Here is a 25,565-nt window from a genome sequence, read left to right on the forward strand (position 1 = left end):
CGAAGCCGACAGATCCCGTTGAAGACCCGAAGTCAGTCAGTCGGTGGGTCAGACCTCGGCGGGAGGTGCTCACCTACATCATCTCTGTCAGTCGGGGACCGCAGCCCGCACGCCGCCACCTTCTGATCCCAAGCCATCACCGGACGCCACCTTTCTCCACATTGAGCCATTTCTTGCGAATGGTTTCTGCCACGATGGCGTGGAGCACCAGCGCATGCATCGACTTGGCGCTAAATGGTACAGAAAGGGTCATATTGCACATCGAGAGCATCACTTTGCAGAACTTTGAATGCTTCGGCACCGATCCAACGACTATCGCCATTGATGCCGGATTTACAGCTTTCATCGGTGCCAACGGAGCGGGCAAAACGGCCGCTTGCCAAGCTCTGCTTCGACTGTTCGGGATCACCGCTAGCGATCGGTCTATCCGTGCCGACGACTTCCACGTACCCGCGAGAGAAAGCTCTCCGCCTGACTGCCGGAACCTCACGATTGAAGCGGTCCTCGCCTTCCCCGAACTGGAGGAGGAGGGCGATCGGGGCAAGGCAACGGTTCCCGAGTTCTTTCACCGCATGGCCTCTACCGTTGATGGAACGTTCAAATGCCGCGTCGTCCTGAAGGCGCTCTGGGAAGCCGATGGCACCCTCGACGGTTCGGTGACCGAAACGTGCGAGGTCGTGCTTACCCTCGATAAGGAGTACGGCAGCGACACAACGTTCGTGCTGACGCCCGCCGAACGCTCACGTATCCAGGTGATCTACGTTCCGGCAGCGCGTGACGGCGCCCGCCAGCTGGCCGCGTTTCTACGTGGCAGGATCTGGCGGGCCGCACGCTGGTCCCCCGGCATCCGCGACCTGGTAGCCCAGACCACTACGACGATCGCCGACCACTTCCACGCCGAGCCGAGCACCAGCGTCATGGAGGCGGCACTGGCGAACCGCTGGCGGGAATTGCACGACGCCAACACGCACGCCGTCCCCCGGCTGCGCCCGTTGGAGGGTGATCTGGCACAACTGCTGCGTGACACAGAGCTCGTCTTCGAGCCGACCCACACGGGCACGCCTCGCTCGGCTGACATGCTGAGCGACGGGCAACGCTCATTGCTTCACCTGGCACTCACCGCAACCGCTCTGGACATCGAGGGCAGCCTGGCTGAGGGAGCGCATGCCGACAAGTTCGACCTGGGTGCTGTCCGGCTGCCCAGCCTGACGATCGTGATCGTGGAGGAACCGGAGAATAGTCTGGCGCCGTTCTACCTGTCGCGCATCGCCGACCAGCTACGGCAGTTGAGCGATAGCCCCCGTGCCCAAGCGATCATTGCAAGTCATTCCGCCGGGGCCCTGGCCCGTGTCGAGCCCGAGAGCATTCGCTACTTCCGGCTCAAGGCCGACACCGGCACCGCTTCGGTCCGGCCTATTACCCTTCCCGAGGACAGCAGCGAAGCCGGCAAATACGTCCGCGAAGCAGTCCGGGCGCATCCTGAGCTCTACTTCGCCCGGTTCGTCGTCCTGGGTGAGGGCGACTCGGAGCAGATCGTCATCCCCCGCATCGCCGAAGCACAGGGCGTCGCACTCGATCCATCCTTCGTCGCGATGGTCCCGCTCGGCGGTCGCCACACCAACCACTTCTGGAAGCTTCTCAACGACCTCGACATCCCCCATGCCACTCTCCTGGATCTCGATTACGGGCGTTCCGGAGGCGGCCCAGGGCGGCTGCGTGACGCATGCGCCCGGCTGTTGGACCAGGGCGTTGATGCGCTGGAGGGCCTGGACGGATATGCCAGTGTCGATGACATCACCGACTGCCTCGCCTATGAGCAAACCGAAGAGATCGCCGTACGCTTGCGTTCCTTCGGCATCTTCTACAGCAGTCCTCTCGACCTCGACCACAGCATGGTCCGGGCCTACCCGGACGCCTATAGGGTCCGGACCGGCAACGAACGCGGCCCGCAGCCGTCCGACGCACGCCAGAGCGTCTTGGGAGTCGACGGACCCGTCACGGCCTACTGGGACTCCGCGGATCACGATGACGACCTGCGCTGGTACAGATACCTGTTCTTGTCCCGATCCAAGCCCGGTACCCACCTGAGCGCCTTCACGAGACTGGACGATGCCAGGCTGAAGCATGGCCCGGAAGCTCTCAACGAGCTGGTCGCCTACATCCAGCGGAAGCTGTCGCTGTGACCGGCGTCCGGGCTCATGCAGCCGATTCGTGGCGTCCAAACGGCATCGATGATCTGGAGCCCGCAGCGTGGAAAGTTGTGCGGTCGACGGTATCGAGTTCGGTCACGGCCGGGCCCGGCGCGGGAAAGACAGAACTACTCGCACAACGAGCCGCCTATCTTCTCCAGACCGGTGTATGCCCACATCCCCAGCGCATTCTCGCGATCTCCTATAAACGCGATGCCGCGGCCAACCTTGGCAACCGTGTCCGTTCCCGGGTTCCCGAGCACGCGAGGCGTTTCGAGTCGATGACTTTCGACGCCTTCACTAAAGGTCTCCTCGACCGGTTCAGGCTCTCTTTGCCGACCACGTGGGCCATGCCCGGCGGTTACGTAGTTGAGCATGAACTCGCGAAGAATGTCAGGGCGTTTCTAGACGACCTGCGATCGCAGGCTCCTCCGGTCCTGCAGCGGGCAATCCGATCGTTCGACGCCAAGACCTTCCTTCCTCGCGTGGTAGGCAGATGGGATCTGCCCCTCGTGCAACCCGAGCACCTGCCGGTAGATCCCGAGGCCTTCACCGTCCTCGCTTGGTGGCGCCACTCCCTGACTCCGGCGCAGCCCCGGCTCGATTTCGTCATGATCAACAGACTGGCGGAACTCCTGGTCCGGGCCACGCCTCGACTGCGGCGGGCGCTACGCCTGACCTATCCGTTCGTCTTCGTCGATGAATTCCAAGACACCACACCCGCGCAGCTCTCCTTTCTGCGCTCCCTTTTCACTGCCTCTCCTGAAGTTGCCGACAGGCCGGCGATCACCATCGTGGGTGACCTCAAGCAGCGCATCATGGGCTTCGCTGGAGCGCTGCCCAACGCCTTCGGGTCCTTCGCTGCGGACTTCGCGCCCGAAGAACATGAGCTCACTTGGAACTTCCGATCATCAGACAGCCTGGTCGAGTTCCAGCACACTGTCGCCTGCCGCCTGGACGCATCCACGACACGCGCGATCTCCAAGGTCCAGGGCTCGTCCGCGAATGAACCGATCAGCCTATGGATCTTCGACAACCGTCGGAACGAGGCGCGGACCATAGCCAAGTGGATCGCCGACGACATCGCCACGTCGAATCGCATCGGCTCGGACTTCGCCCTCGTAGCGCGGCAGAGGGTAGGCGACCTCGATCCCCTCTTCAATGGTGAACTCGCTCGGTGCGGCATCCGCCTGCGCAACGATGACGCCACCGTCGGAGAAATGAAGTTGCAGAACCTCCTTAAGAACGAGATCGCCCAACTTATCGTTGGACTGCTGCGTCTGGCCGCCACGCCCACAGGTCTCCCGCAGATCTGGATGAACGTGACCGCCGCCATGGGGCATATCCGCGGAACCACAGGTGACGAGGTAGCGACCCGCACGCTCAGCGACGAGCTCACTCACATGGTCAAGGCACTACGCAGCTGGCTCGACGAACACCCTCCTGCCGAGGTGCTTCTCCGCCCTGCCTTGAAGCAAGCAGTTGAAGCGATCGGAGTCAGCGATCTCCGCCGCGTCAGCCGCGACCACGAGCTTCCGGACATCCTCAACAGCATCGATGTGCGGCTCCACCGGATCGCCGATCCAGCGCTCGGCTGGTCGGCCCTTCTTGAAGCCTACGAAGCCGCAGACGCCGTCAGCCTGCTGACCGTCCACCGCAGTAAAGGCCTGGAGTACCATACTGTTTTCTTCCTTGGCCTCGACGATGACCAGTGGTGGGCGCACGACAGGGACGTGCAAGGCTCGACATCGGCGTTCTTCGTCGGCCTGTCCCGTGCGGCCCAGCGCTTGATCTTCACCAGCACCTCCCCGACAGCCCGCACAGGCAAGATTGCTGACCTGTACGAACTGCTAGACCAGGCAGGCGTCAAGGGGCGAGTGGTCACGGCCAAGCCATAGAGGCTCTTGCCCGATTGACGCGATCCTGCATAGGTGGATGAATTCTCGGCACCCGCACAGTGCGCCTGCCGAAAACTACGTCCGTGCAGCTCAAGCGCCCTCACACCCGCCGAGGAGACTCGATCGGCCCGGTTACATCGGCCGCAAGCTCCACAACCTCAAGCACCAGCTCGGGGCGCACGTGGCCGACCGCCGCGTCACCCAATTCAGCGAGCGTATCTCCCAGCTTGCCGATTTTGCCTGATCACTTGAGAGGACGCAGCGTACAGACCGTGACAGAGGAGCAGGGCGAATCTTCCGCGAGGCGTGGATCGCCGGAGTGCGCAAGCACTTCCCAGCGGAGCCGAAGCCCGGCTATCTCACTCCGTGAGAAGACACCCCCGGCTGGGAACGGCAAGCCGCCGCCGCTGTCTACAGCCAGGTACGGAACTTCATCGAGATCAGCGGAGGGATGACTGCCAAACTCACCCACGCCCAGAAGGGCCGGTTCGTTGCCCTGTGCTGGATCACCCAGATCCACAAGCACATCGCCGACATCTTCGAACGTATCGAGCAGGAACGATAAGAAGCGCCGGTACGGAGCATCCCCCGCCGGCGCGGGGAGCACTCGCGGTCATCGGAGTCGAGGTGCACGTTGATGGGACCGTCCCCGCGTCCGGGCGGTCTGCTGGCCGCGCTGCGGCTCTCCGGCCGGTCGCGGCCAGCACCGCCCCCGCGCTAAGGAACGCCCAGGCCGACAGCCATATGCCGAATCAGTGCGTCACCGAGTACAGCGGGGTCTGTAACGACGAGCATTCACGTTGGCGCGGTCTTGGGGATCTTCTGCCATTGGTCGCGAGATGTCGGCGGGCTCTGGTAGGACTTCATCTTGTGACGATCGTGCCAGCCTGGACTATCAATGCTGAGGACCGTAAGAAGGAGCAGGAGCGAGCCGAGCTTCACCGGGTGATCTGGAAGATCGCCAACGATCTACGTGGAAGCGTGGATGGCTGGGACTTCAAGACGTATGTGCTGGGGTTGCTGTTCTACCGGTTCATCTCAGAGAACCTGACGGCCTACCTCAACGAGGCGGAGCGCAGTGCAGGCAACGAGGATTTCGATTATCGCTACCTGTCCAACGCGGATGCCGAGTTCGGGCGTGAGGAGACGGTCAAGGAGAAGGGCTTCTTCATCCTGCCCCAGGACCTCTTCGTGAGCGTGCGCGAGCGGGCAAGCAGGGATGAGAACCTCAACGAGACTCTGGCGCGGGTGTTTACCAACATTGAGGCCAGTGCGGTTGGTACCGCCTCTGAGGATGACATCAAGGGTCTCTTCGCCGACCTCGACGTCAACAGTGGCAAGCTCGGCCCGACCGTCGCGAGGCGCAACGAGAAGCTGGTCAGGCTCCTCGATGCAATCGGGTCGCTGAACTTCGGCAACGGGGAGTTCAACGAGAACACAATCGACCTGTTCGGTGACGCCTATGAGTACTTGATGCAGATGTACGCGTCCTCGGCTGGCAAGTCCGGCGGGGAGTACTACACACCACAGGAGGTCTCCGAGCTGCTCGCCAGGATCACCGTGGTCGGGAAGACCGAGGTGAACAAGGTCTACGACCCTGCCTGTGGCTCGGGTTCGTTGCTGCTGAAGTTCAAGAAGGTGCTGCCCAATGGGGTCCGGCAGGGCTACTTCGGTCAGGAGATCAACCTGACCACCTACAACCTGTGCCGGATCAATATGTTCCTGCACGACATCCCGTACGAGAAGTTCGACATTGCCCACGGCGACACGCTGATCGACCCGTACCACTGGGATGACGAGCCGTTCGAGGCGATCGTCTCCAATCCGCCGTACTCCACGCGCTGGGAGGGTGATTCGAACCCGCTGCTGATCAACGACGAGCGGTATTCCCCGGCCGGTGTGCTGGCGCCCAAATCGAAAGCTGACTTGGCGTTCACGATGCACATGCTGTCGTGGCTAGCGGTAAACGGCACCGCCGCGATCGTCGAGTTCCCCGGCGTGCTCTACCGCGGCGGCGCGGAGCAGAAGATCCGCAAGTACCTGATCGACAACAACTACGTCGACACCGTCATCCAGCTCCCGCCGGACCTCTTCTTCGGGGTGACGATTGCAACCTGCATCATCGTGCTGAAGAAGTCGAAGACCGACAGCGGGGTACTCTTCATTAACGCCTCAGCGGAGTTCACCAGGCAGGGCAACAAAAACAAACTCACCGGGGAGAACCAGGCCAAGATCCTGGAGACGTTTATCCGGCGCGAGGCCCTGACCCACTTCGCGACCCTGGTCGACTATGAGACCATCCGCGACAACAACTACAACATTGCGGTCAGTTCCTACGTCCAAGTCGAGGACACCCGGGAAGCGACCGATATCAAGGTATTGAACGCCGAGATCGCGCGTGTCGTTGCGCGGCAGGCCGAGCTGCGCACTCAGATCGACGCCATTGTTGCGGACCTGGAATCCAACGATGCGCCTCGGTGACCTGCTGTCTAAAGCCCCCGCCAGAGAAGAGGCTCAGGTCGAGGGCTTCCTCAACGGTCGCGGCTTGAGTTGGGGGCAACACAAGACGATTGACGCCGGTCAGGTATTTCTCACCTTCCTGTGCAAGACCTGCGGAGTTGTCCGGACTTTCGCGTCGGGTAAGAAGCTGTCCTGCCTAGGTGTCGGGGACCGTGTGGTGAGCATCGACGCGTGCCTCAAGTGCGCAGCATGCGGAGCGATCGTCGAAGCTTGGTTCCTGGTGGTCTCCAGGGATGAGCTGCACGGGCAAGCTCCGATAGTTCGTTTAGAGCGCTACGTGGACAACCGGCGCGACAGGGCCAGTCGAATCGGGGTAGGAGCCGGCGGCTTCGATGACTTGCTGGAGCGTGCGCAGCTTGCGTACGAAGAAAACCTGGGTGCAGGAGCCATGGTCTATCTTCGGAAGATCTTCGAAGCGATCACCAAGCAGGTCGCAGATATTGCAGGCATACCCACCACCGGAAACAACGGTGGTCGCAAGCCGTTCCGCAACCTCCTGCAAGAGGTTGATGAACAACATCATATTATTCCGACGGCTTTCTCCAGTGACGGATACAAGTTGTTCAGTGAGCTGAGTGAGATCGTACATGGAGATTCAACTGAAGAAATGGCACTTCAGAAGTATCGCCCCTGCCGAAGCTTGGTCATCGGAATCATCCGAAATGTCGCCAGCGATCAGGAGATGAAAAGGGCGATCAAGGATCTTGGCTGGAATGTGACGGGATTGAACATGCCCATAAGTGGGGAGGCGGCTTCATGAGCGAGGTCGACCGGCTGCTCGCTGAGCATTGCCCGAACGGGGTCCCTATCAGGCGACTCGGCGAGGTCGGCACCTTCGTACGGGGACGCCGATTCACCAAGTCCGACATGGTCGACGTTGGCATTCCGTGCATCCATTATGGGGAGATCTACACAGAATACGGCGTGTCCGCGCGCACTACTGTCTCGCATGTGAGGGAGGACCTGCGCAATCAGTTGCGCTACGCCCAGCCGGGGGATGTGATCATTGCTGGCGTCGGGGAGACCGTCGAGGATGTCGGCAAGGCCCTCGCTTGGCTCGGCGAAGGAGAAGTCGCCATCCACGATGACTCGTTTCTGTTCCGGAGCGAGCTCGATCCGACCTACGTCTCCTACTACTTCCAGACCAGCACCTTCCACATTCAGAAGGAGCAGCATGTCGCCCGCGCCAAGGTGAAGAGGCTCTCTAGTAGCGGTCTGAGCAGGATCACCATCCCGGTTCCTGCGCCTGAGGTTCAGAGCGAAATCGTGCGGATCCTCGATAAGACGACTGAGCTGCAAGCTGAGCTGCAAGCTGAGCTGCAAGCTGAGATGGAGGCACGCCGCAAGCAGTATGAGTACTACCGAGACAAGTTGCTGACGTTCGAGGAGCAGGTGGAGTGAGTCAGGGCGGTGCGGAGGCACCGGACTCGGTGCTGCGGTACGAGCCGATCGTGGTGAGCGACGAATCGACCGTCGTGGCGGCGTACGAGCCGGATGACGGCGGCGATCAGGGTTACCAGTCCGAAGCTCAGCTTGAGGCCGCGTTCATCGAGCTGCTGGAGCAGCAGGCGTACGAGTGGCTCCACATCACGTCGGCGGCCGACTTGGAGACGAACCTACGCCGTCAGTTGGAACTCCTGAACGACGTCGGTTTCAGCGACGCCGAGTGGAGATGGTTCTTCACCAAGAAGATCGCTTCGAGGAATGAAGGCATCGTCGAGAAGACGGCACGCATCCAAGAGGACCCGATCCAGGTCCTCGCGCGTGACGACGGCACGAGCAAGAACATCAAGCTGATCGACAAGTCAAACATCCATGCCAACCGACTCCAGGTGATCAACCAGTACGAGGCGGCCGGTGAGGGTGCCGGGGCGGCTCGCCAGCACCGCTATGACGTGACGATCCTGGTCAACGGGTTGCCGCTGGTGCATGTAGAGCTGAAGCGGCGCGGGGTGCCGTTGAAGGAGGCATTCAACCAGATTAATCGCTACCAGCGGGAGTCGTTCTGGGCCGATGCCGGACTGTTCGAGTACGTCCAACTCTTCGTGATCTCCAACGGCACGCACACCAAGTACTACGCGAACACGACTCGTGCCCGAAAGATAGCTGAGTCCGAGGGCGGCAAGCGTAGTCGGAAGCAGACGTCGAACTCGTTCGAGTTCACCTCATGGTGGACCGATGCGGAGAACCGGCGCATCGGCGACCTGACCGCATTCACGCGGACCTTCTTCACCAAGCACGCGCTGCTGAACGTGCTGACGAAATACTGTGTCTTCGACGTCGCTCGTACCCTGCTGGTGATGCGTCCCTACCAGATCGTTGCGGCTGAGCGGATCCTCCGGCGGCTGGTGTCCTCGGCCAACACGAAGGCGAGCGGGCCGCGAGCCGGCGGCTACATCTGGCACACCACCGGGTCGGGAAAGACGCTCACGTCGTTCAAGACCGCGCAGCTCGCGTCGAAAATTGAGGGTGTCGATAAGGTTCTCTTCGTGGTAGACCGCAAGGACCTCGACTACCAGACGATGCTGGAGTACAACCGCTTCGAGAGGGACTCGGTCAACGGGTCACGCTCGACCGCCGAGCTCAAGCAGCGACTCCAGGATCGCAACGCCTCGATCATCGTCACAACGATCCAGAAGCTGTCGCGGTTCATCGAGCAGAACAAGGGCCATGAGATCACCAAAGCTCACACGGTCTTAATCTTCGACGAGTGCCATCGGAGCCAGTTCGGTGACATGGGGACAGCGATACGCAAGGCGTTCCGCCGCTCCCACCTCTTCGGGTTCACTGGAACCCCGATCTTCCCGGAAAACGCTGGCGGGGCGACAAAGGACACTACCGACAAGATCTTCGGCGACCGACTACACAGCTACACGATCGTGGACGCTATCAACGATGGAAACGTGCTGCCCTTCCGCGTCTCCTACCAGAACACCGTGCGGGCAGCAGACGACGTCGAAGACAAGCAGGTCGCCGGGATCGACACCGAAGAAGTGCTGCGCCACCCCGAACGAATTCGGAAGATCGTGCAGTACATCCTCGACCACTTCGATACCAAGACCATGCGCACCCAGGGGTACAGCTTGGGTGCGAAGCGGGTGCGTGGCTTCAACTCGATGTTGGCGACCGTGTCAATCCCCGCGTTGAAGATCTACTACGACGAGTTCGCCCGGCAGCAGACCGAGCGCGCAGCCGTAGACCCGTCCTACCAGCCGCTGAAGATCGCCACAATCTTCAGCTACGCGGTCAATGAGGACGAGGAAGTCGGCGGGATCCTCGATGACGAGGCGATGGACGCGGACCAGCTCGACGCCTCCTCCCGCGACTTCCTCGAACGCGCGATCAGCGACTACAACGTCGTCTTCGGCACGATGTACGACATCTCGGCGGCGAAGTTCGAGAACTACTACAAGGACCTCGCGCGCCGCGTGAAGGATCGTGAGGTCGACCTGGTCATCGTGGTCAATATGTTTCTGACCGGGTTCGACGCAACCACACTGAATACGCTGTGGGTGGACAAGAACCTCAAGTCCCACGGGCTGATCCAAGCGTTCTCCCGCACCAACCGGATCCTCAACTCGGTCAAGGCCTACGGCAACATCGTCTGCTTCCGCAATCTGGAGAAGGCCGTCGACGACGCCCTGGTGCTATTCGGCAGCTCCGAGGCCCGCGGAGTGGTGCTGCTCAAACCGTACACCTACTACCACGCGGCGTTCGTCAGCTTGGTCCAGCAACTCCTGGAGCAGTGCCCACCCGGAACCGAGCCATTTGGGGAGGCCCAGGAGAAGGCGTTCGTCGTGCTCTTCGGTCAAATCCTCAAACTGCGCAACATCCTGACCTCCTTCGACGAGTTCGATCACGACGAGTCGCTGCCACCGAGGCAACTGCAGAACTACACGAGCGTCTACAACGGACTATGGGAGAGGCACCGCAAGCGCGACACCGGCAAGAAGGAGTCGATCCTCGACGATGTCGTCTTCGAGATCGAGCTCATCAAGCAGGTTGAGGTCAACATCGACTACATCCTGATGCTGGTGCAGAGGTGGCGTGACGAGGGCCAAGCCAAGATGGGCGAGGAAGGCAGGACGCCACCACGTGCCATCGAGGACGCCGTCGACGCCAGCCCATCACTGCGGAACAAGAAGGACCTGATCATGGAGTTCGTCGACTCCATATCGGTCACCGGCGAGGTCAGCGACGACTGGCGCATCTTCGTCACCCAACGACAAGAAGCCGAACTCGCCGAGATCATCGATGCCGAGCACCTCCGGCCCGAGCAGACGAAGGCGTTCATCGAAGCGGCCTTCCGCGACGGGGCGATCGCAATCAACGGAACGGCGATCACCCAGATCCTGCCACCGGTCTCCCGCTTCGCGAAGAATAGCAATCTCGGCGCCAAGAAGCAGCGCGTCATCACGAAGCTGAACGCATACTTCGAGCGTTTCTTCGGTCTAGGCTGAAAGACTCGGCTGGAATGGTGCTCAGTTCGGGCAGGGTGTCAATGGCCATTTAGTTCGCCCCGCTGTGCGGTCCGGGGAGATGCTTGACGCGATGATCCTGGGACTTGCTTGACGGTGTCTCGCGTGATGCTTGTCGGTCCCAGGTGTTGGTTGACGGTTAGCGGGAGTCGGCGACGTATCGGCTGACGTGGCCGCCGTTGCGGGCGTGGGTGGAGATCTCGACGTCTCCGTCGAGGACTCGGAAGCAGGTCTCCTCGATGACCACGGTGACGGTCTTGCCGGCGTGGGCCATGCCGGGACGGAGCTTCTGGCGGGCGATCTCGAAGGTGCCATCCGCGCCGATTCGGCGGATCGCCTGCCGTGGCTGGCGAAGCAGATCGAGACCAGCGGACGGGATGAGGGCTCAGCAGGGCGAGACTTGGTGATCTAGTAGCGCGATGTGCCATTTGGATAGAAGTCCGATAGGAATACATCGGTGTGCTCCGGACAGTAGCCATATGACGAGCCCTCTTTGCTCGGCTCGCCACAGCGCTCGACACCGCTTACTCCGAACTCGACGGGCCAGCAGCATTGCCCTCCGTCGTAGAGGGCCTTCTCTTCTTCCGTCCATTTCTCTGGATGAGTGTACGGTGTGATGTTTTGGTACAGATTGTCCATGGAATCCACTTTTGCTGCGCGACGGACCCCCGATGATCCGTCAGTTGCCGAACATATTACCGAGTCTCGGTCAGGGCGGCGCTGAAACCTGCCCGTTCAGCCCTCCTTGGAGATCATTCGTCGGGCATCTCACCGGCTGTCGCGGCAAGACGTTAGATCTGTTACCTGAACAGGTATCCACAGAGCGCTTAGTTCCGCATTAGCTGGGTGCAACGGATGAGGCGGTTGCACCGATATAGGTGATACCTCGGGGTGTGATCCGGCTCGACAGCTCACACGGATTGGTTGCTCTATGCCTGCAATGCACCTCCCTTCCTCGCTACTGGCTGCTTCCGCCAACGCCATCTCGCGGTTCGGAGAGGCAGCCATGCCCAAGCTGCGTGGAGGAGGCGGTGCCGAGGACCAGCTTCGGGCTCCGCTCGAGCGACTCTTCCATGACATGGCTAAGGCTCACGGCCTACCGGTCACCATGATCGGCGAGACGTCTCTCGCGACGCTTGGCGTTAGACCGGACTATGCCGTGGAAGTGGCGGGAGCCCGCATCGGGTACGTGGAGCTCAAAGCGCCTGGCCGGGGAGTTCCCAGCACATGGACGCCGAACAAGCACGAGAGAGAGCAGTGGGCCAAACTCCAGCTCCTACCTAACGTGCTCTATACCGATGGAGTCTTGTGGGCCCTCTATCGCAACGGCGAGCTCATCGGAGAAGTTGCCCGAATAGAGGGAGACCTCAGAACTGCAGGTGCCAGGCTCGCTCCCGCAGATGGCGAATTCGCCAACGTCGTTTCCGAATTTCTCCTATGGCAGCCCGATCCACCGCGCAATGTTCGGCAGCTTGTTCGAGCAGTGGCCGGCCTGTGTCGGCTTCTTCGCACCGAGGTCATCGAGACTGTCGGTCGCGAGCAACGCGGCGAGGAACGTACCAAAATCTTTAGCGATCTGACAGTTGATTGGCGCAAGCTGCTGTTCCCCGGCCTCACACACGACGAGTTCGCCGATGCCTACGCGCAAACAGTGACCTTTGCTCTTCTGCTCGCCCGTGTGGATGGCATTGATTTCGAAGGTCAAGCGCTCTCACAGATTGCCGCCAAGCTCGGCAAGAATCACTCTCTCATGGGCAAGGCGCTAGCAGTTCTCACTCATGAAGCGGTGGAAGGCCGCAGTATCGTCGTTGAAACCCTCAAACGTGTCGTGGGTGTCGTGGACTGGCAGAAGATCACCGATGGGTCTGCGGACTCCTATCTGCATCTCTACGAACGTTTCCTAGAGGTCTACGATGCAGATCTGCGCAGGCAAAGCGGCTCCTACTATACCCCTAATCAAGTGGTTTCGTTCATGGTCCGTTTCACTGAGACCATTTTGCGCACTCGGTTCGGGCGTGAGCATGGTTTCGCCTCCGATGACGTTGTGGTCGTCGACCCTGCTATGGGTACGGGCACTTACCTGCTCAACATAGTTGACACCGTTGCGCGTACAGTCGAAGAGGAAGAAGGCGTTGGTGCGGTGCCGGAGCGCTTGCGCAAGCTATTCGGTCGTCTTATTGGGATGGAGCGCCAGACCGGGCCTTTCGCCGTCGCTGAACTTCGGTTAAATCAAGCATTGAAAACTCAATACAAGGCCGAAATAGCTCAGGAGGACCAGAAGCTCTTCGTTACTGACACTCTCGATAATCCGTTCGACGATACCTATCTTGATTTCGGGAGAATATATGAACCCATTGCCAGATCTCGCCGCGAGGCCAACAAAGTTAAGCGTGAAGCGCGGGTCCAAGTAGTTATTGGCAATCCGCCCTATCGCGAGCGCGCCAAAGGTCTGGGTGGGTGGATTGAGAAGGGGGCCGAAAATTCTGGGCATGGAGTACCGATTCAGGACTTCAGAGCCACAGGGATGGGCAAGTACGAGTTTAACCTAGCCAACCTCTACGTGTATTTTTGGCGTTGGGCAACCTGGAAGGTTTTCGATGCCCATCCCGATCAGCCAGCGGGCATCGTTGCATTCATCACTACTTCTGGATATACACGCGGCCCAGGTTTCGCCGGAATGCGCGAGTACCTTCGGCGCACTGCCGATGAAGGCTGGATTATCGACCTATCACCCGAAGGCCACCAACCCGACGTCTCAACTCGCGTTTTTCCAGGCGTGCAACAACCGCTCTGCATCGGCATCTTCGCCCGCTACGGTGAGGGCGATCGCAACACGCCGGCAAAACTACATCACGTGAGCCTATCTGGCCGCCGGGAGGAGAAGTTTGAAGCCCTTGAACGGTTGACTCCTGATAGCCCTGAGTTGGTCGACGGTGCCGCTGCATGGCAGGACCGGCTACAACCCCCTAGTGGCGATATCTGGCTTAACTGCCCTCTCGTAGGTGATCTACTGCCCTGGGCAACGACAGGAATAAACTCAAATCGGACCTGGGTCTACAATCCCAACCCTGATATTCTGCAGCGTCGTTGGGAACGATTGATAAAGGCTCCACTCGCCGACAAGCGAACTCTGTTCAAAGAGAGTGACTCTCGGAGAATCGATAGCATCGTGCAGCCGATTTCCGGATTCGCCAAGCATTCTGGGTCGATCCAGGAGGAGACGGCCAATTGCCCTGCTCCTATTCGGGTGGCGTACCGTTCTTTCGATCGACAATGGCTCCTTCCTGATACTCGTCTCCACCACCGCCCGAGCTCCGACCTGTGGAGGGTAGCTGGTAAGAAGCAAGTTTTCGTCACCGAATTTCACGCGGAGCCCATAGATTCTGGCCCAGGTCTAATCTTCTCCTCGCTGGTACCCAACGTACATCACTACAAAGGAAATGGGGGAGGTCGAGTTTTACCGCTGTATCGCAATTGCGAAACTGGCGAAGCGAATATCGTGCCACGTTTGGCTCGCCTGCTTGCCCAGCATTTCGGTCGCACTGTCACTGCAGAGGACCTTCTAGCCTATATTGCTGCCGTCACCGCTCACAGTAACTACACGACGCGTTTCCGGGAAAACCTAAAGTCTCCCGGTGTGCGAGTGCCTTTGACAGCCGACGCCGAGATCTGGAGGAGCGCTGTAGAAATAGGTCAACGAGTAGTTTGGCTGCATACATACGGCGAACGATTCGTGGATCCCTCGAAAGGCCGACCACACGGGCCTCCAAAGCCCGGTAACGATAAACGGGCTAAAGTAGTCGTCGCCATCCCCGGAACAGCCGATAGAATGCCAAGCAGCATCTCCTACCAACATGAGACCGCGACTCTAGAAGTCGGAGCTGGACGCATATCTCCCGTCCGTCTCGAGGTATGGAACTACGAGGTTTCCGGCATGAAGGTAATCAAGAAATGGTTCGACTACAGGAAGAGCAAGCCCAGCGGACGGAAATCGTCCCCCCTGGACCACATACAAACGCAGGCGTGGCCTGCGGATTTTACTTCCGAGCTACTCCATCTTCTTCATGTCCTCACGCTCTGCCGGGAATTGGAGCCGACGCAAGCAGATCTTCTCGAACAGATCTATTGCGGCCCTCTTATCACCGTTTCAACCCTACGCCAGGCAAATATCCTCCCCGTTCCTCCGAGTGTCCGCAAAGCCCCCAACCCCTTCAGCTTCGAGGTTCCAACCCTTATGTGATCTTGCTTTGTCCTCAAAGAGGAAGATGTTCTACAACTGGCCAACGCTGTAGAAGCAGCGCTGTGCCGGAGGTCGTGAAGCCGCATTGGAGGCAGCCCGCTGGCCGCCAGCAGGCACGGGTGCGCGCCGACCTGGCTGGCATCCACAGGCGCGGCTACGCCGCGGCCGATGAGGAACTCGCTGTCGGGCGCCGCCATCGGTCCGCCGGCGTCTTCACCGCCACCCTGTCGATCTCCGAGGCGAAGGCGTGGCTCACCGACGATCTCGTTCACCCCTACGGACGGCTGGGCCGCGACGCCGCCACTCGCATCGCCGCCCTGCTCCCCGCGGTAATCGAACACCCGGCCGGTCCCTGCCCGGCGGCAGGGACCGGCCCGAGCTCCGCTGTGCCCGGCGGTCAGGAACCGGGTCGCCCCTCGACGCCAGCGGCAGGGCCGGTGACGCGGCTGTCGCCGGTGGCCGAAGGCACGGTTGGGTCTGGGCTGAGCGGAGTGACGGCGTCGGCGGGGCGCCGGAGGATCTGAGGGTCGTCAGGGTCGCGGTTGCGGGTGGCGTGCACGCCGGGGGCGCCAGCCAGGTCGTAGGCGGTCACGAGACTGCGCAGGGTGTGCGGCTCCAGGCCCAGCCGGTAGGCCACCATGTCATCGCGTTCCGCCGCTGGCAGGGACGCCAGCAGGCGGACGGCGTCCACCACCGGGTCGAGCTCGAGCGGGTAGCCGTCGTCCAGGAGCTGCCGTGCCTGGTGGGCGGCCTGCATGATGAGGTGGCGCAGCAACCGTAGCGGCGGCGCGGATGACGGCGGCTCGGGTAGCTCCACGTCGGAGAACCGAGCCGCCTCCATGACGCTGCCGTCGCCGTCGGTGGCGACGGGTTCGCGCGGGGTCATGGGGCGGGGTCCAGCGGCGGGATCGTAGCTCTGGAACGCCTGGTGTGCGACGATGTGCGGGCCTGCCGGCCGCAGCGGGCGCACAGTGCGCTCCGGGGTGCGTGGCTGATCGTTTTGTGGGGGCAGGGGTAGGGGTGTCGCGGGGGCAGCCGTGGGCTGCGCTTGCAGGAGACCGGTCAGCTGTCGGTGGGACAGACCCCGCAGGCTCATCATCAGCGCAGGGTTGGCCTGCAGCCGCTCGGTGAGGGCGTGGCCAAGCGCCGCGGTGTGCTGGCAGGGTGCCTGCGCGCACTCACACGCGAACGACAAGTCTTTTGCCCGGGGCACGAGGGGGATGCCACCGGTGTGAGCGGGGTCGGCGAGCGCGGCTGGCCGCTGTCCCTTCAGCACCGCGGCCCGGAGCGGGCCGTCGGCCAGGGCGGCGGCGATGATCTGCTGCTCTGCCAGGTTGAGCAGCGTGATGTGTATGGTGGCGCGGGCGGGCGCGGTGTGATGGGGGCTGATCTCGGCGCTGACCCGGCCGGGGCTGGAATTCAAGACTGCGGGGGCGCCGTCGGCAGCGTGGATGGAGTGACCCTGCTGGAGGACGGCGTCGCTGCGGGTGGCCTGCTGGAAGGCTAACACCCAGGCCAGCGCCCACGGCGAGGTGATACCGGTGTCGGTCACGAGCGTGCTCCCAGGGCGATGAGCTCGACGAGCTCGCTGTCGGTCAGGTCGCCTAGCAGCGTCTCCCGGCTGGTCAGGACGGCGTCGGCCAGGGCGCGTTTGCGGGCAAGGAGGGCGTCGATGCGGTCCTCGATCGTCAGCTCGGTCTGCAGCAGGTGCACCTCCAGCGCGCGGCCCTGGCCGATGCGGTGCGCGCGGTCGATGGCCTGGGTCTCCACTGCCGGGTTCCACGGCCGGTCGAACATGATCGCATGCGCGGCCTCAGTCAAGGTGAGGCCGGTGCCGCCCGCACCGAGGGTGAGGATCATGACCGGGTTGCGGCCGGTCTGGAAGGCGTCGACGAGGTCTTGGCGGGCTTGGCCGGGCGGGACCTTGCCGTGCAGAAACAGCGGTTCGATGCCCTGGGCGCGCAGGTGGGTCTCCAGCAGCCTGCCCATGGCGGCGTAGCCGGTGAACACCAGTGCTTGTTCCCCCGCCGCTATGACGTTGGCTAGGACGTCGTCGAGGGCGCCCAGCTTCCCCGAGCGGTGCCGCTCAGCGACCGAGTCGTACCCCTGCAGGGGCGGGGTTTCGCGCAGGTAGTGGGCCGGGGTGTTGCAGATCTGGCGCAGCTGGGTGAGCAGCGTGAGCACCAGGACGGAACGCTCGCCCGTCTGGGCGGCGTGGATCCGCTCCATCGTCTCGCGCGCCACTGCCTCATACAGGCCGACCTGTTCGCGGGTGAGGGGCACACACCGCCGGGTGGTGATCTTGGGGGGCAGTTCGGTGAGGATGTGCGGGTCGCTCTTTCGGCGGCGCAGCAGGAATGGGGCCAGCACCCTGGACAGGCGGCGGGCGTGCTCACTGTCGGGGTCGTGCTCGATCGGGCGGGCGTAGCGTTTGGCGAAGGTGCGCGGGCTGCCGAACAGGCCGGGGTTGGCCCAGTCCAGGATCGACCAGGCCTCCATCACGCTGTTCTCCACGGGGGTGCCGGTCAGTGCGACTCGAGCTTTGCCGTTCAGCCGGCGCAGGGTCCGGGCGGTCAGCGACAGGTGGTGCTTGACCTGCTGGGCCTCGTCGGCGATCAGCAGGCCGAACGGTTGCGCCGTCAGCAGGTCGGCGTCGCGTTGCAGGGTGCCGTAGGTGGTGATGACCACCTCCTGCGCCGACAGGTCCTGCAGGGAGCGGGCTTGGCCGTGGTAGCGGCGCACCCGCACCGACGGGGCGAACGCGGCGAACTCGCGCTCCCACGTGACCAGTAGGGACGCCGGGCAAACGATCAGCGTCGGCGCGGCCCGCTCGACCTGCTCACGGCGGTGCAGGTGCAGGGCGATGGCGGTGATGCTCTTGCCCAGGCCCATGTCGTCGCCCAGACAGGCGCCGAAGCCGGCGCCGGTGAGGTTGGCCAGCCACGCCAGGGCACGCTGCTGGTAGTCGCGCAAGCTGGCCGTCAGCGCGGCGGACGCGGGGACGGGCTGGTGGGTGCCGACGCGCAGGAACTCCACCAGGTCGGCGAGCGCGTCGACCGGCTCGCACGCCACCCGGTCGCCGTCGACGGTGAGGCTGCCGGTGAGCGCTGCGGTCAGCGCCTCAGCCGCGGGCAGCGTGCCGAGGCCGCGCGCAGCGGCGCGGCGGGCGTTCTGCTCCGACAGCAGCAGCCACTGCCCGCGCAGGTGTACCAGGGCACGGCCGTCGGCGGCCAAGGCGTCCATCTCCTCCTCGCTCAGCCCGTTGCCGTCGAGGGTCAGCTGCCAGCGGAAGTCCAGGACGTTGTCTAGGCCGAACGCGGCCTCGCGGGTGGAGCGGACGCCGATCACGGCGCGTATCCCCACGGCGCGGGCCCACTGGCCGGGCCAGACGATCTCGATCCCGGCGCGGGCCAGCTCGTGGCCCCGTTCGCCGAGCAGGAGTGCGGCCTCGGCGGCATGCACGGTGCAGCGCGCTGGATGGTGCTGCTCCAGCAGGCGCGCCAACGGCGGCCACACGCGGGCGGCGCCGCGCAGCGCCCGGCGCACGCGCTCCAGCTCGCCGAGGTCGGCGCGGTTGGGCAGATACTCGGCGGCGTCGACGAGCCGGACCTGGCCGCCTGGGGTGGTGGTCTGGACCCGCAGAACCGCCCACAGCAGCTCGGTGTCGTGCGGGCTCCCGGATGGCGGCGGTTTGATCGTCAGCACAAGGTTGGGCGGTGGGACTGGGTCGAGGATGGTGGTGAGACGGTCGGTCCATGCGACCACGTCTGGGCTGTGGGGGCGGCCGGTTGGGGTGGTGTAGGGGGCGGCTCCGAGCACGGCGGAGGTGCCTGGGCCGCGCACGATGGCGTCAGCCAGGGCGTCCAGCACGTGCCGCACGACGATGCGCGGAGCCCACAGCCGATAGGGGGCGCGGGCGGCCGGAACGCAGTGTGCATACGGTGGCATGACCTCGGACAGACCAGCGGCGACCGCGCGCTGGCCGGCCGTGAGCGGGCCAAGTTGCCAGGCATCGCGCCCGCCCTGGTCGCTGCCCGGATAGACCCGCTGACTGGCGATGGCGTCCAGGCCGAGACGGGTAACGGCCCGCCACGTTGCGGCGCTGGGGTGCAGACCGGTCTCCGGCAGCCGGGCCAGGACCCCGGCCAGCAGCCGCAGCGGCGGCGTCCACGCGGAGATGGGCTGAGCGCGCAAGGCGACGCCCGTTCCGGGCAGCACCAGCTCGACGTTCTCCGCATGGACGGGCAGGGCCGGGTCGAGGTCCGGCAGCGGGCTGCCGTCTGGCCGGTAGATCAGCAGGCGCGCGGCACCCAGGCCAGGGCTCAGGTCCGCGCTGATGGCAGCCCCCGCCCGCAACACCTCCTCCATCAGCCGCACGGCGGCCGCGGTCTGGGCAGGCGATGCGGCGAGCGGCTGGGTGCGGGCGGTGCGCGGGGGCGGCACGAGCAGAGCCTCTGCCGGTGCCGCCTGCGACTCTTGAGCTGTTGGAGCGGCGTCCGGCTCGGGGACGGGGCGGGCGGGGATCAATGCGAGGCAGGCGATCAGCGCCCTGGCAGCCTCCTGGTAGGAGGCGCGTTTGTTCGCCGCGTGGCCGAGCGCGGTGAGGGTCTGGCCCTGATGGAGGCAGGACAGGGTGCAGGTGAACACCTGCCTGTGTGGTAGGCCCGAGGTCTCGTACTGTGGGTCAACGTCGGCGATGGCGCCGGTCTGGCGGAGCGAATTCAGCACCCCGAGCGGGTCCTTGCCCGCAGGCACCGGCTTGACCGTCGACATCTCCCGCGCCGATGTTGCTGACCCCGGTGCGACAGGCACGGGTTCGTCGTCGGCGACGACCAGGGCCAGCAGTGCGCGGGCGGCCTGCTCACGCGCCGCGCTCTTGCTCAGTCCCTCTCCCGCCGCCTGAAGGTCACGGCCCTTGGAACGGCACACGGCCTGGCACGAAAACAGCGACTGGGCCCCGGTGAGCTCGGTCGAGACGTCGAACGCCAGCCCGGAGATCAGCTCGACCTGGGCGAGTTCGTTCAGCGCGCTGACCGGGGGATTGGGCGTCGGCCTCCCCGACGGTGACGCCGCGGCGGGCGGGCCTGGGTGCGGGGCGAGAGGCAGCCCGGTCACCTTGGCCAGCAGCGCGGTCGCGGCCGCGCGCCTGGAGTGCTTCCTCGTCCGCATCGGCCCGCTGCTCACCAGCACACCCCCGGCACCGGTGCCGGGGTCGTAGCTCGCCCGCGTCGCGAACCGGGGCGTCTCCTTGGTGCTGTCCGGGACGGTGACGTCCTCGTAGACCGGGGCGGGCTGGCCGAGCGCGTTGGCATGGATGTTGAGGATCGTGGCCGAGGGCCCGCCCTTGGCGGCGATCGCGTCGATGACAGCCCGGCGGGCCGACTCCCACTGCGGCGCCGTCGCCTGGAAGAGCACTAGGTGCAGGGCCCGCGGGTCCAGCGCGCCCGCGTGGACGCGGGCGGTGACCTCCGCGACCATGGCTGGCGCCACCACCGCTTGCGCGCACACCCGCCGCAGCTCGGCGAGGAAGTCGTCGGCCGGCGCCTCGACCGTCACAGGCACGTAGGCGTCGCTGGCACCGACGGGTGTCCAGTGGGCGCCGTCGCCAGCCTCCTGCGCCACCGGTTGAACTTGGCTCAGGTGCCCGAGCAGGCTGAGCGCGGCCCGATGCTGGGCCGTCTTGCGCTGGTCGGCGTAGACGGCCAGACCGTGAACGAACCGGCCGGGGGTCCGCCACCCGGCCTGCACCCCGAACCGGCCCGTGCCCTCCCCGGCCGGGAGAGCACGCGTCAGGAACACCGCCTCCAGAGTCTGGACCTGCGAGATGAGGACCGCCGTGGCGCGCGCTGGAGTCAAGGCCAGGGCCACCCAGACGGCCTGCTGGATCGGACGCGCGCGCTGCGGCGCGATCGCGCTGTCGAGCAGCAGGGACCGCAGGGCACGCGTTCTCAACTGGCCCGCCCCTGCCCGCCGGACAACCTCGGCAGCGAACGCTTCCGGCAGCAGATCCTCCTCGCACGCCCTAGACAGCAGCCGGGTAAAGCGCCGGTCGTCCAGCCGCTGGAATGCGGCCATGTCATAACAGCGCAGCTCCTGGCGTTCGTGCTCCTGGGAACGCTGCCTGAGCGCATCAGCGATGGTCAGTGGCGTGGGCCGGGTCGTCACGCTAGCCAAACCTCCTGCTGACGGGGGCAACGGCACAGTCCGACACGATCAGGTGAGCTCGAACGTCTCCGCAGCCGGAACTGACGAGAACGGCTGGATCATGCCGAATCTCGCGCGGGTGAAGGCTGGTTCATCTCACGACGGTACCGAGGCGCATCCACCCGTGCAGCCCCTTTCACCCTGCCCCTGGCGAGCCCTTCGACTCCCTTCTGCCCCGGCCTTGCACAGCCGATGCAGCACTGCACCCACCGCTCCATGATCGAGTTCATCCGCGGGCATTCGAACCCCGTGAGCACTGTCGTGATGCCGACCTCGGCGAGGACCTCATCCACGAGGGCAGGGGAACTTTCCCAATTGCGGTGTCCGAGCCACGAGCTAGCAGCGCAGAGCTCCCGCTTCATTTCGGCAGGAACGTATGGGCACAGCGGACTTCAAGATTTTATCACGGAAACTCTGTCCGAGATGGTGTCCCCCGACGGAGCCGACACCTCAAACCATCACGAACCGAACCGTCAACGGGGTGCAATCACCGGGCCGGTTGCTCGGTGGTTGCTCTTCGGCATCGCCACGCACGAACACGGGGCGGCATTTTTGGACATTTCAAAAGCGACAAAAGCTAGCTCGGTGATATTGTCGAATACATTACGGCATTGCCCGGCATAAGAGCTGCGGACTTTTAATCCGTAGGTTCCGGGTTCGAGCCCCGGGCGCCCTACCCTTCGGCACCCCGTCTGACCTGGGCTTTCTCGGTTCTCGTAGCCTTCTGGCAGGGCCGAGACGGGCCGTTGGTTGCTCGCCGGTTGCTCTTCGGCACGGTCCCGGCACGCGGCCGGGCGCTGCGGATCCCGGCTCGCCCCTAATTGTCAGGCCAGACCCATAAGAAGGCCACGAGAGCACCCATCCGGAAGATCTGATCGGCGCCTCGATCTAGGTTGTGCCTGGAACTGCGTCAAGACTTGATCATGCCCGCCATCTGCATGCGGCCGCTCCACGGTGATGTCCTCGAAGGTCCTCTCCTGGAGCGGTACAGGCCGTGGCGGCTGGCTTTTCCTCGACTTGAAGGGGGCTTGATGAAATCGGTGGGCAGCGCGGGCCCGGGAGGAGATCGGGGAGCATCGCGAGCAACCGTGGAGCGGGCATCTCAGGCCGGGTTTGTGTTACTCGCCAGTCAGGTGCAGATCAAGCCCGACCAGGCCGATAAGCGTCACCATGACCGCACCTTCGTTCATCAAATGTGCTGTCGGATGAGATGAACGCGAGCGGAAAATGAACGGCCAGATGAACACGAGAAGCCGGACGTAGCGACGGAATCGATGCTCCCGGGGGCCTCTCCGCCTGCGTTCGTCATTCGGTCGTTAGATGAACGCTGCACCTGACGGTCACGAAGGCGCAGAGCTTGGGAATCGCACCCCACGTTCTCGCAACTGCCAACTCGTCATAACGTCCGGGCATCTCGGAGCTGCAATTGACCGCGACGGCCGATCGCGTGCCGGTGCCATGCGGTCCAGCCCGCACCTGGTAGTGGTCCAGGCCGACCTAGGCCATTGGCCACCTGGAATGACTCCTCCACCGCTCACCTCTACTTCGCCGACCTCGGTTTGAGGAGGCGGCGCACTACACAGGCGAGCACGATCAGCGTCGCCCAGCGCGAGGACGAGGTCCTGGGAAGCGGCGTGGGAGCGTGGGAAGCAAGGCGCGGGACGGCGTAGACCAGCCTGAGCAGCACGGGGGCCGCTGCCGGCATCGCCAGGACGATGACGACGACGGCCAGCCAGGCGGGAGTGGGGTTCCAGTACACGTCGGCGTAGGCCAGGAGCAAGCCGAGGGCAACGGCGATCACGAAGGCGTAGCGGACGGTGCCGAACGTGCCCTTCGACAGCTGGCGGGCGATCTTCTTGGAACTGACGGTGGTACGGCGAAGCCGTCGACGGATCACCGCGATGAGCACCAAAACCGTGGCGAGGTAGGCGTACACCAGGGCGATGAGCCAGGCCGGGGGGTGTGTGTCAAAGGCGACGTAGAGGTAGTCCAGGCTTGTGGTTGACAACAGCAGGACCGCGAGTGTCGCCACGCCGTGCAGGACGGCACGCGCCAGTCGCTCCAGGTCAACCGCGCCCTCGGCGCCGTCGTCCTGTTCGAGGTGGGCGGCGATGAGCCAGGCGACGCCGCTGGTGAGGGCGACGGCGCCGACGCCCAACAGGCCACTGGCGATCATCATCTCGGACCAGATGCGATAGCAGGCGCCGCCCTTTGGCGTCTCCCCGGCGATCACGGCCAGCAGGTAGCTGTTGAGAGCCAGGGCGGCGAACGCGGCGACAAACAGGCTGATGGCCGGGATCCTGTCGCGTCTGGGCCAGGACTGACTGAGCATCACCACGATGCTGGTGAACACGAAGCCGGCCAGAACCCCGGCCAGCTGGGAGAGCACGGGGGCGAGGGTGACCGGGTTCCACCCCGGCTCCGGGCACAGGTCGTTCACGATTGCCAGTGTGAGGGTCCAGCTCGTCGCGGGCTGGATATGGCCGGAATCGGCCGGGGCCGAGCAGCCCAACCAGATCTGACCGGTTGATCAACGCCCAGCTCGACGTGGGTGACTACCCCGTTCGGCAAGCCGGATGATCTGCACGCCCGTCAGCGTGCAGACCACCAGGCCTCGTTCGGGTGCGGGTTTCGAGGTCCGGCAGGGCTGGTGCAGCAAGGCATCGGAGCTACCCGGCGAGCATCTGGCTCGTGTGCGGAGACGGTCGCTGCCATGGCGCTGTTCTAGACGGACCCTCGGGTGTAGCGTACGGTACGCGACGTTTCACCTTAAGTGATCATTGTCGTTGGTCAGGGAACATAAGGAGAAGGGCTCCCGTGAAGCTCTCTCGCGCCACCGCTCCGTCACGCTGCGTCGTCATTGTGTTATCGATTGCCCTCATGCTGGGACTTACCGCGGGCTGTGGTGAGGATCCCAAGGTGACGGCGGTCGCGGTGGGTTCACTCGGGGACGATCCCTTCTTCACCAACCCCTTCGGCGCCGACGTCCCCGGTCTCGTGCCGGCCTTCGACGGAGGCGTCCGGCCAGGCAATCTACCCGGCCTCTACGGTGGTACGCGCAATAAGAAGGCGTGTGACAAGGCGGCGCTGACCGCCTTCCTCACCGACCCTGCCAACACGCAGAAGGCGTCCGCATGGGCAGGAGTCCGCAAGATGCCGATCAAGGGCATCCGCGCCTACATCCAGCGGCTGACCCCGGTGATCCTGCGTTCCGACACCCGCGTCCGCAACCACGGTTTCCGCGAGGGCATCGCCACGGTTCTCGAAGTCCTGCTGGAGGCCGGCATCGCGGTTCTGGTGGACGAGTTCGGTGAGCCGGTGGTCAAGTGCAACTGCGGAAACCCGCTCTCCCCGCCCCTCGAGCGGGTGACGGAGTTCGACGTCGATCTTCCCGACGACCGGTGGGAGCGCAGGTACGACCGGAAGAAGGTCACGACCGTCAAACCGGACCGGCGCCAGCGTATCCGCCGCTTCCACCTGGTCGACCTCATCACGGGCAAAGGCATCGGCCGCCCCGCCGGGACCGACGCGAACCGCGACGCGCACCTACCAACTCCGGCGAACCCGCCACCCCCCGCCAGCGGGCAACCCACCGCCGCGGCTTCGATCATGGGCAACTGGCGGCCCGAGTACGACATCCCGACGGCGGCCGAAGTCAAGGTCACCCGGTCCGGCGACGAGACCTTCTCCGGGACCTTCGCGAAGGACGTCAAGCTCACCGACTCCTGCACCCTCCCAGCCGGAGGCGGCCTCTGGCGGCTCAACGGCTCGGGCGCGCGGTACACCGGAACCATCACCATCTACACGGTGGAGGCCGCTGGCTGCACACCGAGCAAGGAGGTGCAGGCGCGCTGGGACGTCACCGGCTCGGACACCTTGCGGCTATGCCTAGACCTCGGCGACAAGGAACAGTGCGAGACCTGGCGCAGAGCATCGTGACGCTTCCAGTGACGGGCCCGCCCCGATAATCTTCCCGGCCCGGTGCTCGCCGGAGCCGTCTTACTCTGCCTGCCGCTGGACAATTCCTGCCGGCGGC

General features: G+C 63.9%; 12 protein-coding genes. 8 read left to right on the plus strand and 4 right to left on the minus strand.

Going from position 1 to position 25,565, the window contains the following annotated elements; translation table 11 throughout:
• Window positions 1–194: 194 nt before the first annotated feature.
• The 6 genes from ACIBI5_RS52865 to ACIBI5_RS52890 all read left to right on the plus strand — a co-directional run bounded on the left by ACIBI5_RS52865 (window position 195) and on the right by ACIBI5_RS52890 (window position 11,067).
• The gene (locus ACIBI5_RS52865; RefSeq protein ID WP_397259205.1) at window positions 195–2,183 is read left to right on the plus strand and encodes an ATP-dependent nuclease; all 1,989 of its coding nucleotides are present in this window, start codon (window positions 195–197) and stop codon (window positions 2,181–2,183) included.
• Window positions 2,180–4,087, plus strand: coding sequence for a UvrD-helicase domain-containing protein (locus ACIBI5_RS52870; RefSeq protein WP_397259207.1), 1,908 nt, complete (start codon window positions 2,180–2,182; stop codon window positions 4,085–4,087). The genes ACIBI5_RS52865 and ACIBI5_RS52870 overlap by 4 nt, the downstream gene beginning before the upstream one ends.
• An 870-nt stretch (window positions 4,088–4,957) precedes the next feature.
• A complete protein-coding gene (locus ACIBI5_RS52875; protein ID WP_397259209.1) occupies window positions 4,958–6,568 on the plus strand; it encodes a type I restriction-modification system subunit M in 1,611 nt (536 codons plus the stop codon).
• On the plus strand, window positions 6,555–7,367 hold the full coding sequence (locus tag ACIBI5_RS52880; protein WP_397259211.1) for a hypothetical protein: 813 nt from the start codon (window positions 6,555–6,557) through the stop codon (window positions 7,365–7,367). Before ACIBI5_RS52875 ends, ACIBI5_RS52880 begins: the two co-directional genes overlap by 14 nt.
• The gene (locus tag ACIBI5_RS52885; protein ID WP_397259213.1) at window positions 7,364–8,008 is read left to right on the plus strand and encodes a restriction endonuclease subunit S; all 645 of its coding nucleotides are present in this window, start codon (window positions 7,364–7,366) and stop codon (window positions 8,006–8,008) included. Before ACIBI5_RS52880 ends, ACIBI5_RS52885 begins: the two co-directional genes overlap by 4 nt.
• Window positions 8,005–11,067 (plus strand): type I restriction endonuclease subunit R, encoded by a 3,063-nt coding sequence (locus tag ACIBI5_RS52890; protein WP_397259215.1) that lies wholly within the window; start codon window positions 8,005–8,007, stop codon window positions 11,065–11,067. The genes ACIBI5_RS52885 and ACIBI5_RS52890 overlap by 4 nt, the downstream gene beginning before the upstream one ends.
• Window positions 11,068–11,224: 157 nt before the next feature.
• On the opposite strand, the gene ACIBI5_RS52895 is transcribed toward ACIBI5_RS52890, so the two are convergent.
• The gene (locus ACIBI5_RS52895; RefSeq protein WP_397259217.1) at window positions 11,225–11,359 is read right to left on the minus strand and encodes a hypothetical protein; all 135 of its coding nucleotides are present in this window, start codon (window positions 11,357–11,359) and stop codon (window positions 11,225–11,227) included.
• 732 nt (window positions 11,360–12,091) lie between these two features.
• Between ACIBI5_RS52895 and ACIBI5_RS52900 the strand changes: the two genes are divergently transcribed.
• Window positions 12,092–15,325: a type ISP restriction/modification enzyme gene (locus ACIBI5_RS52900; protein ID WP_397259219.1), complete on the plus strand. Its 3,234-nt coding sequence runs from the start codon at window positions 12,092–12,094 to the stop codon at window positions 15,323–15,325.
• Window positions 15,326–15,722: 397 nt separating this feature from the next.
• On the opposite strand, the gene ACIBI5_RS52905 is transcribed toward ACIBI5_RS52900, so the two are convergent.
• The 3 genes from ACIBI5_RS52905 to ACIBI5_RS52915 form a co-directional block, all read right to left on the minus strand.
• Window positions 15,723–16,877: a hypothetical protein gene (locus ACIBI5_RS52905; RefSeq protein WP_397259222.1), complete on the minus strand. Its 1,155-nt coding sequence runs from the start codon at window positions 16,875–16,877 to the stop codon at window positions 15,723–15,725.
• Window positions 16,874–21,490 carry an SNF2-related protein gene (locus ACIBI5_RS52910; protein WP_397259224.1) on the minus strand — a complete coding sequence of 1,539 codons (4,617 nt, stop codon included), beginning with the start codon at window positions 21,488–21,490 and terminating at the stop codon, window positions 16,874–16,876. The genes ACIBI5_RS52905 and ACIBI5_RS52910 overlap by 4 nt, the downstream gene beginning before the upstream one ends.
• A gap of 1,579 nt (window positions 21,491–23,069) precedes the next feature.
• Entirely contained in the window at window positions 23,070–23,969 is a 900-nt protein-coding gene (locus tag ACIBI5_RS52915; RefSeq protein ID WP_397259226.1) for a hypothetical protein, read from the minus strand.
• Window positions 23,970–24,448: 479 nt separating this feature from the next.
• Here ACIBI5_RS52915 and ACIBI5_RS52920 point away from each other — a divergent pair, with 479 nt between their 5' ends.
• Complete coding sequence (locus ACIBI5_RS52920) at window positions 24,449–25,468, plus strand: DUF6777 domain-containing protein (RefSeq protein ID WP_397259228.1); 1,020 nt, start codon at window positions 24,449–24,451, stop codon at window positions 25,466–25,468.
• Window positions 25,469–25,565: the final 97 nt, after the last annotated feature.

It is taken from the genome of Nonomuraea sp. NPDC050540 (genome assembly GCF_044457485.1).
Lineage (GTDB): Bacteria > Actinomycetota > Actinomycetes > Streptosporangiales > Streptosporangiaceae > Nonomuraea.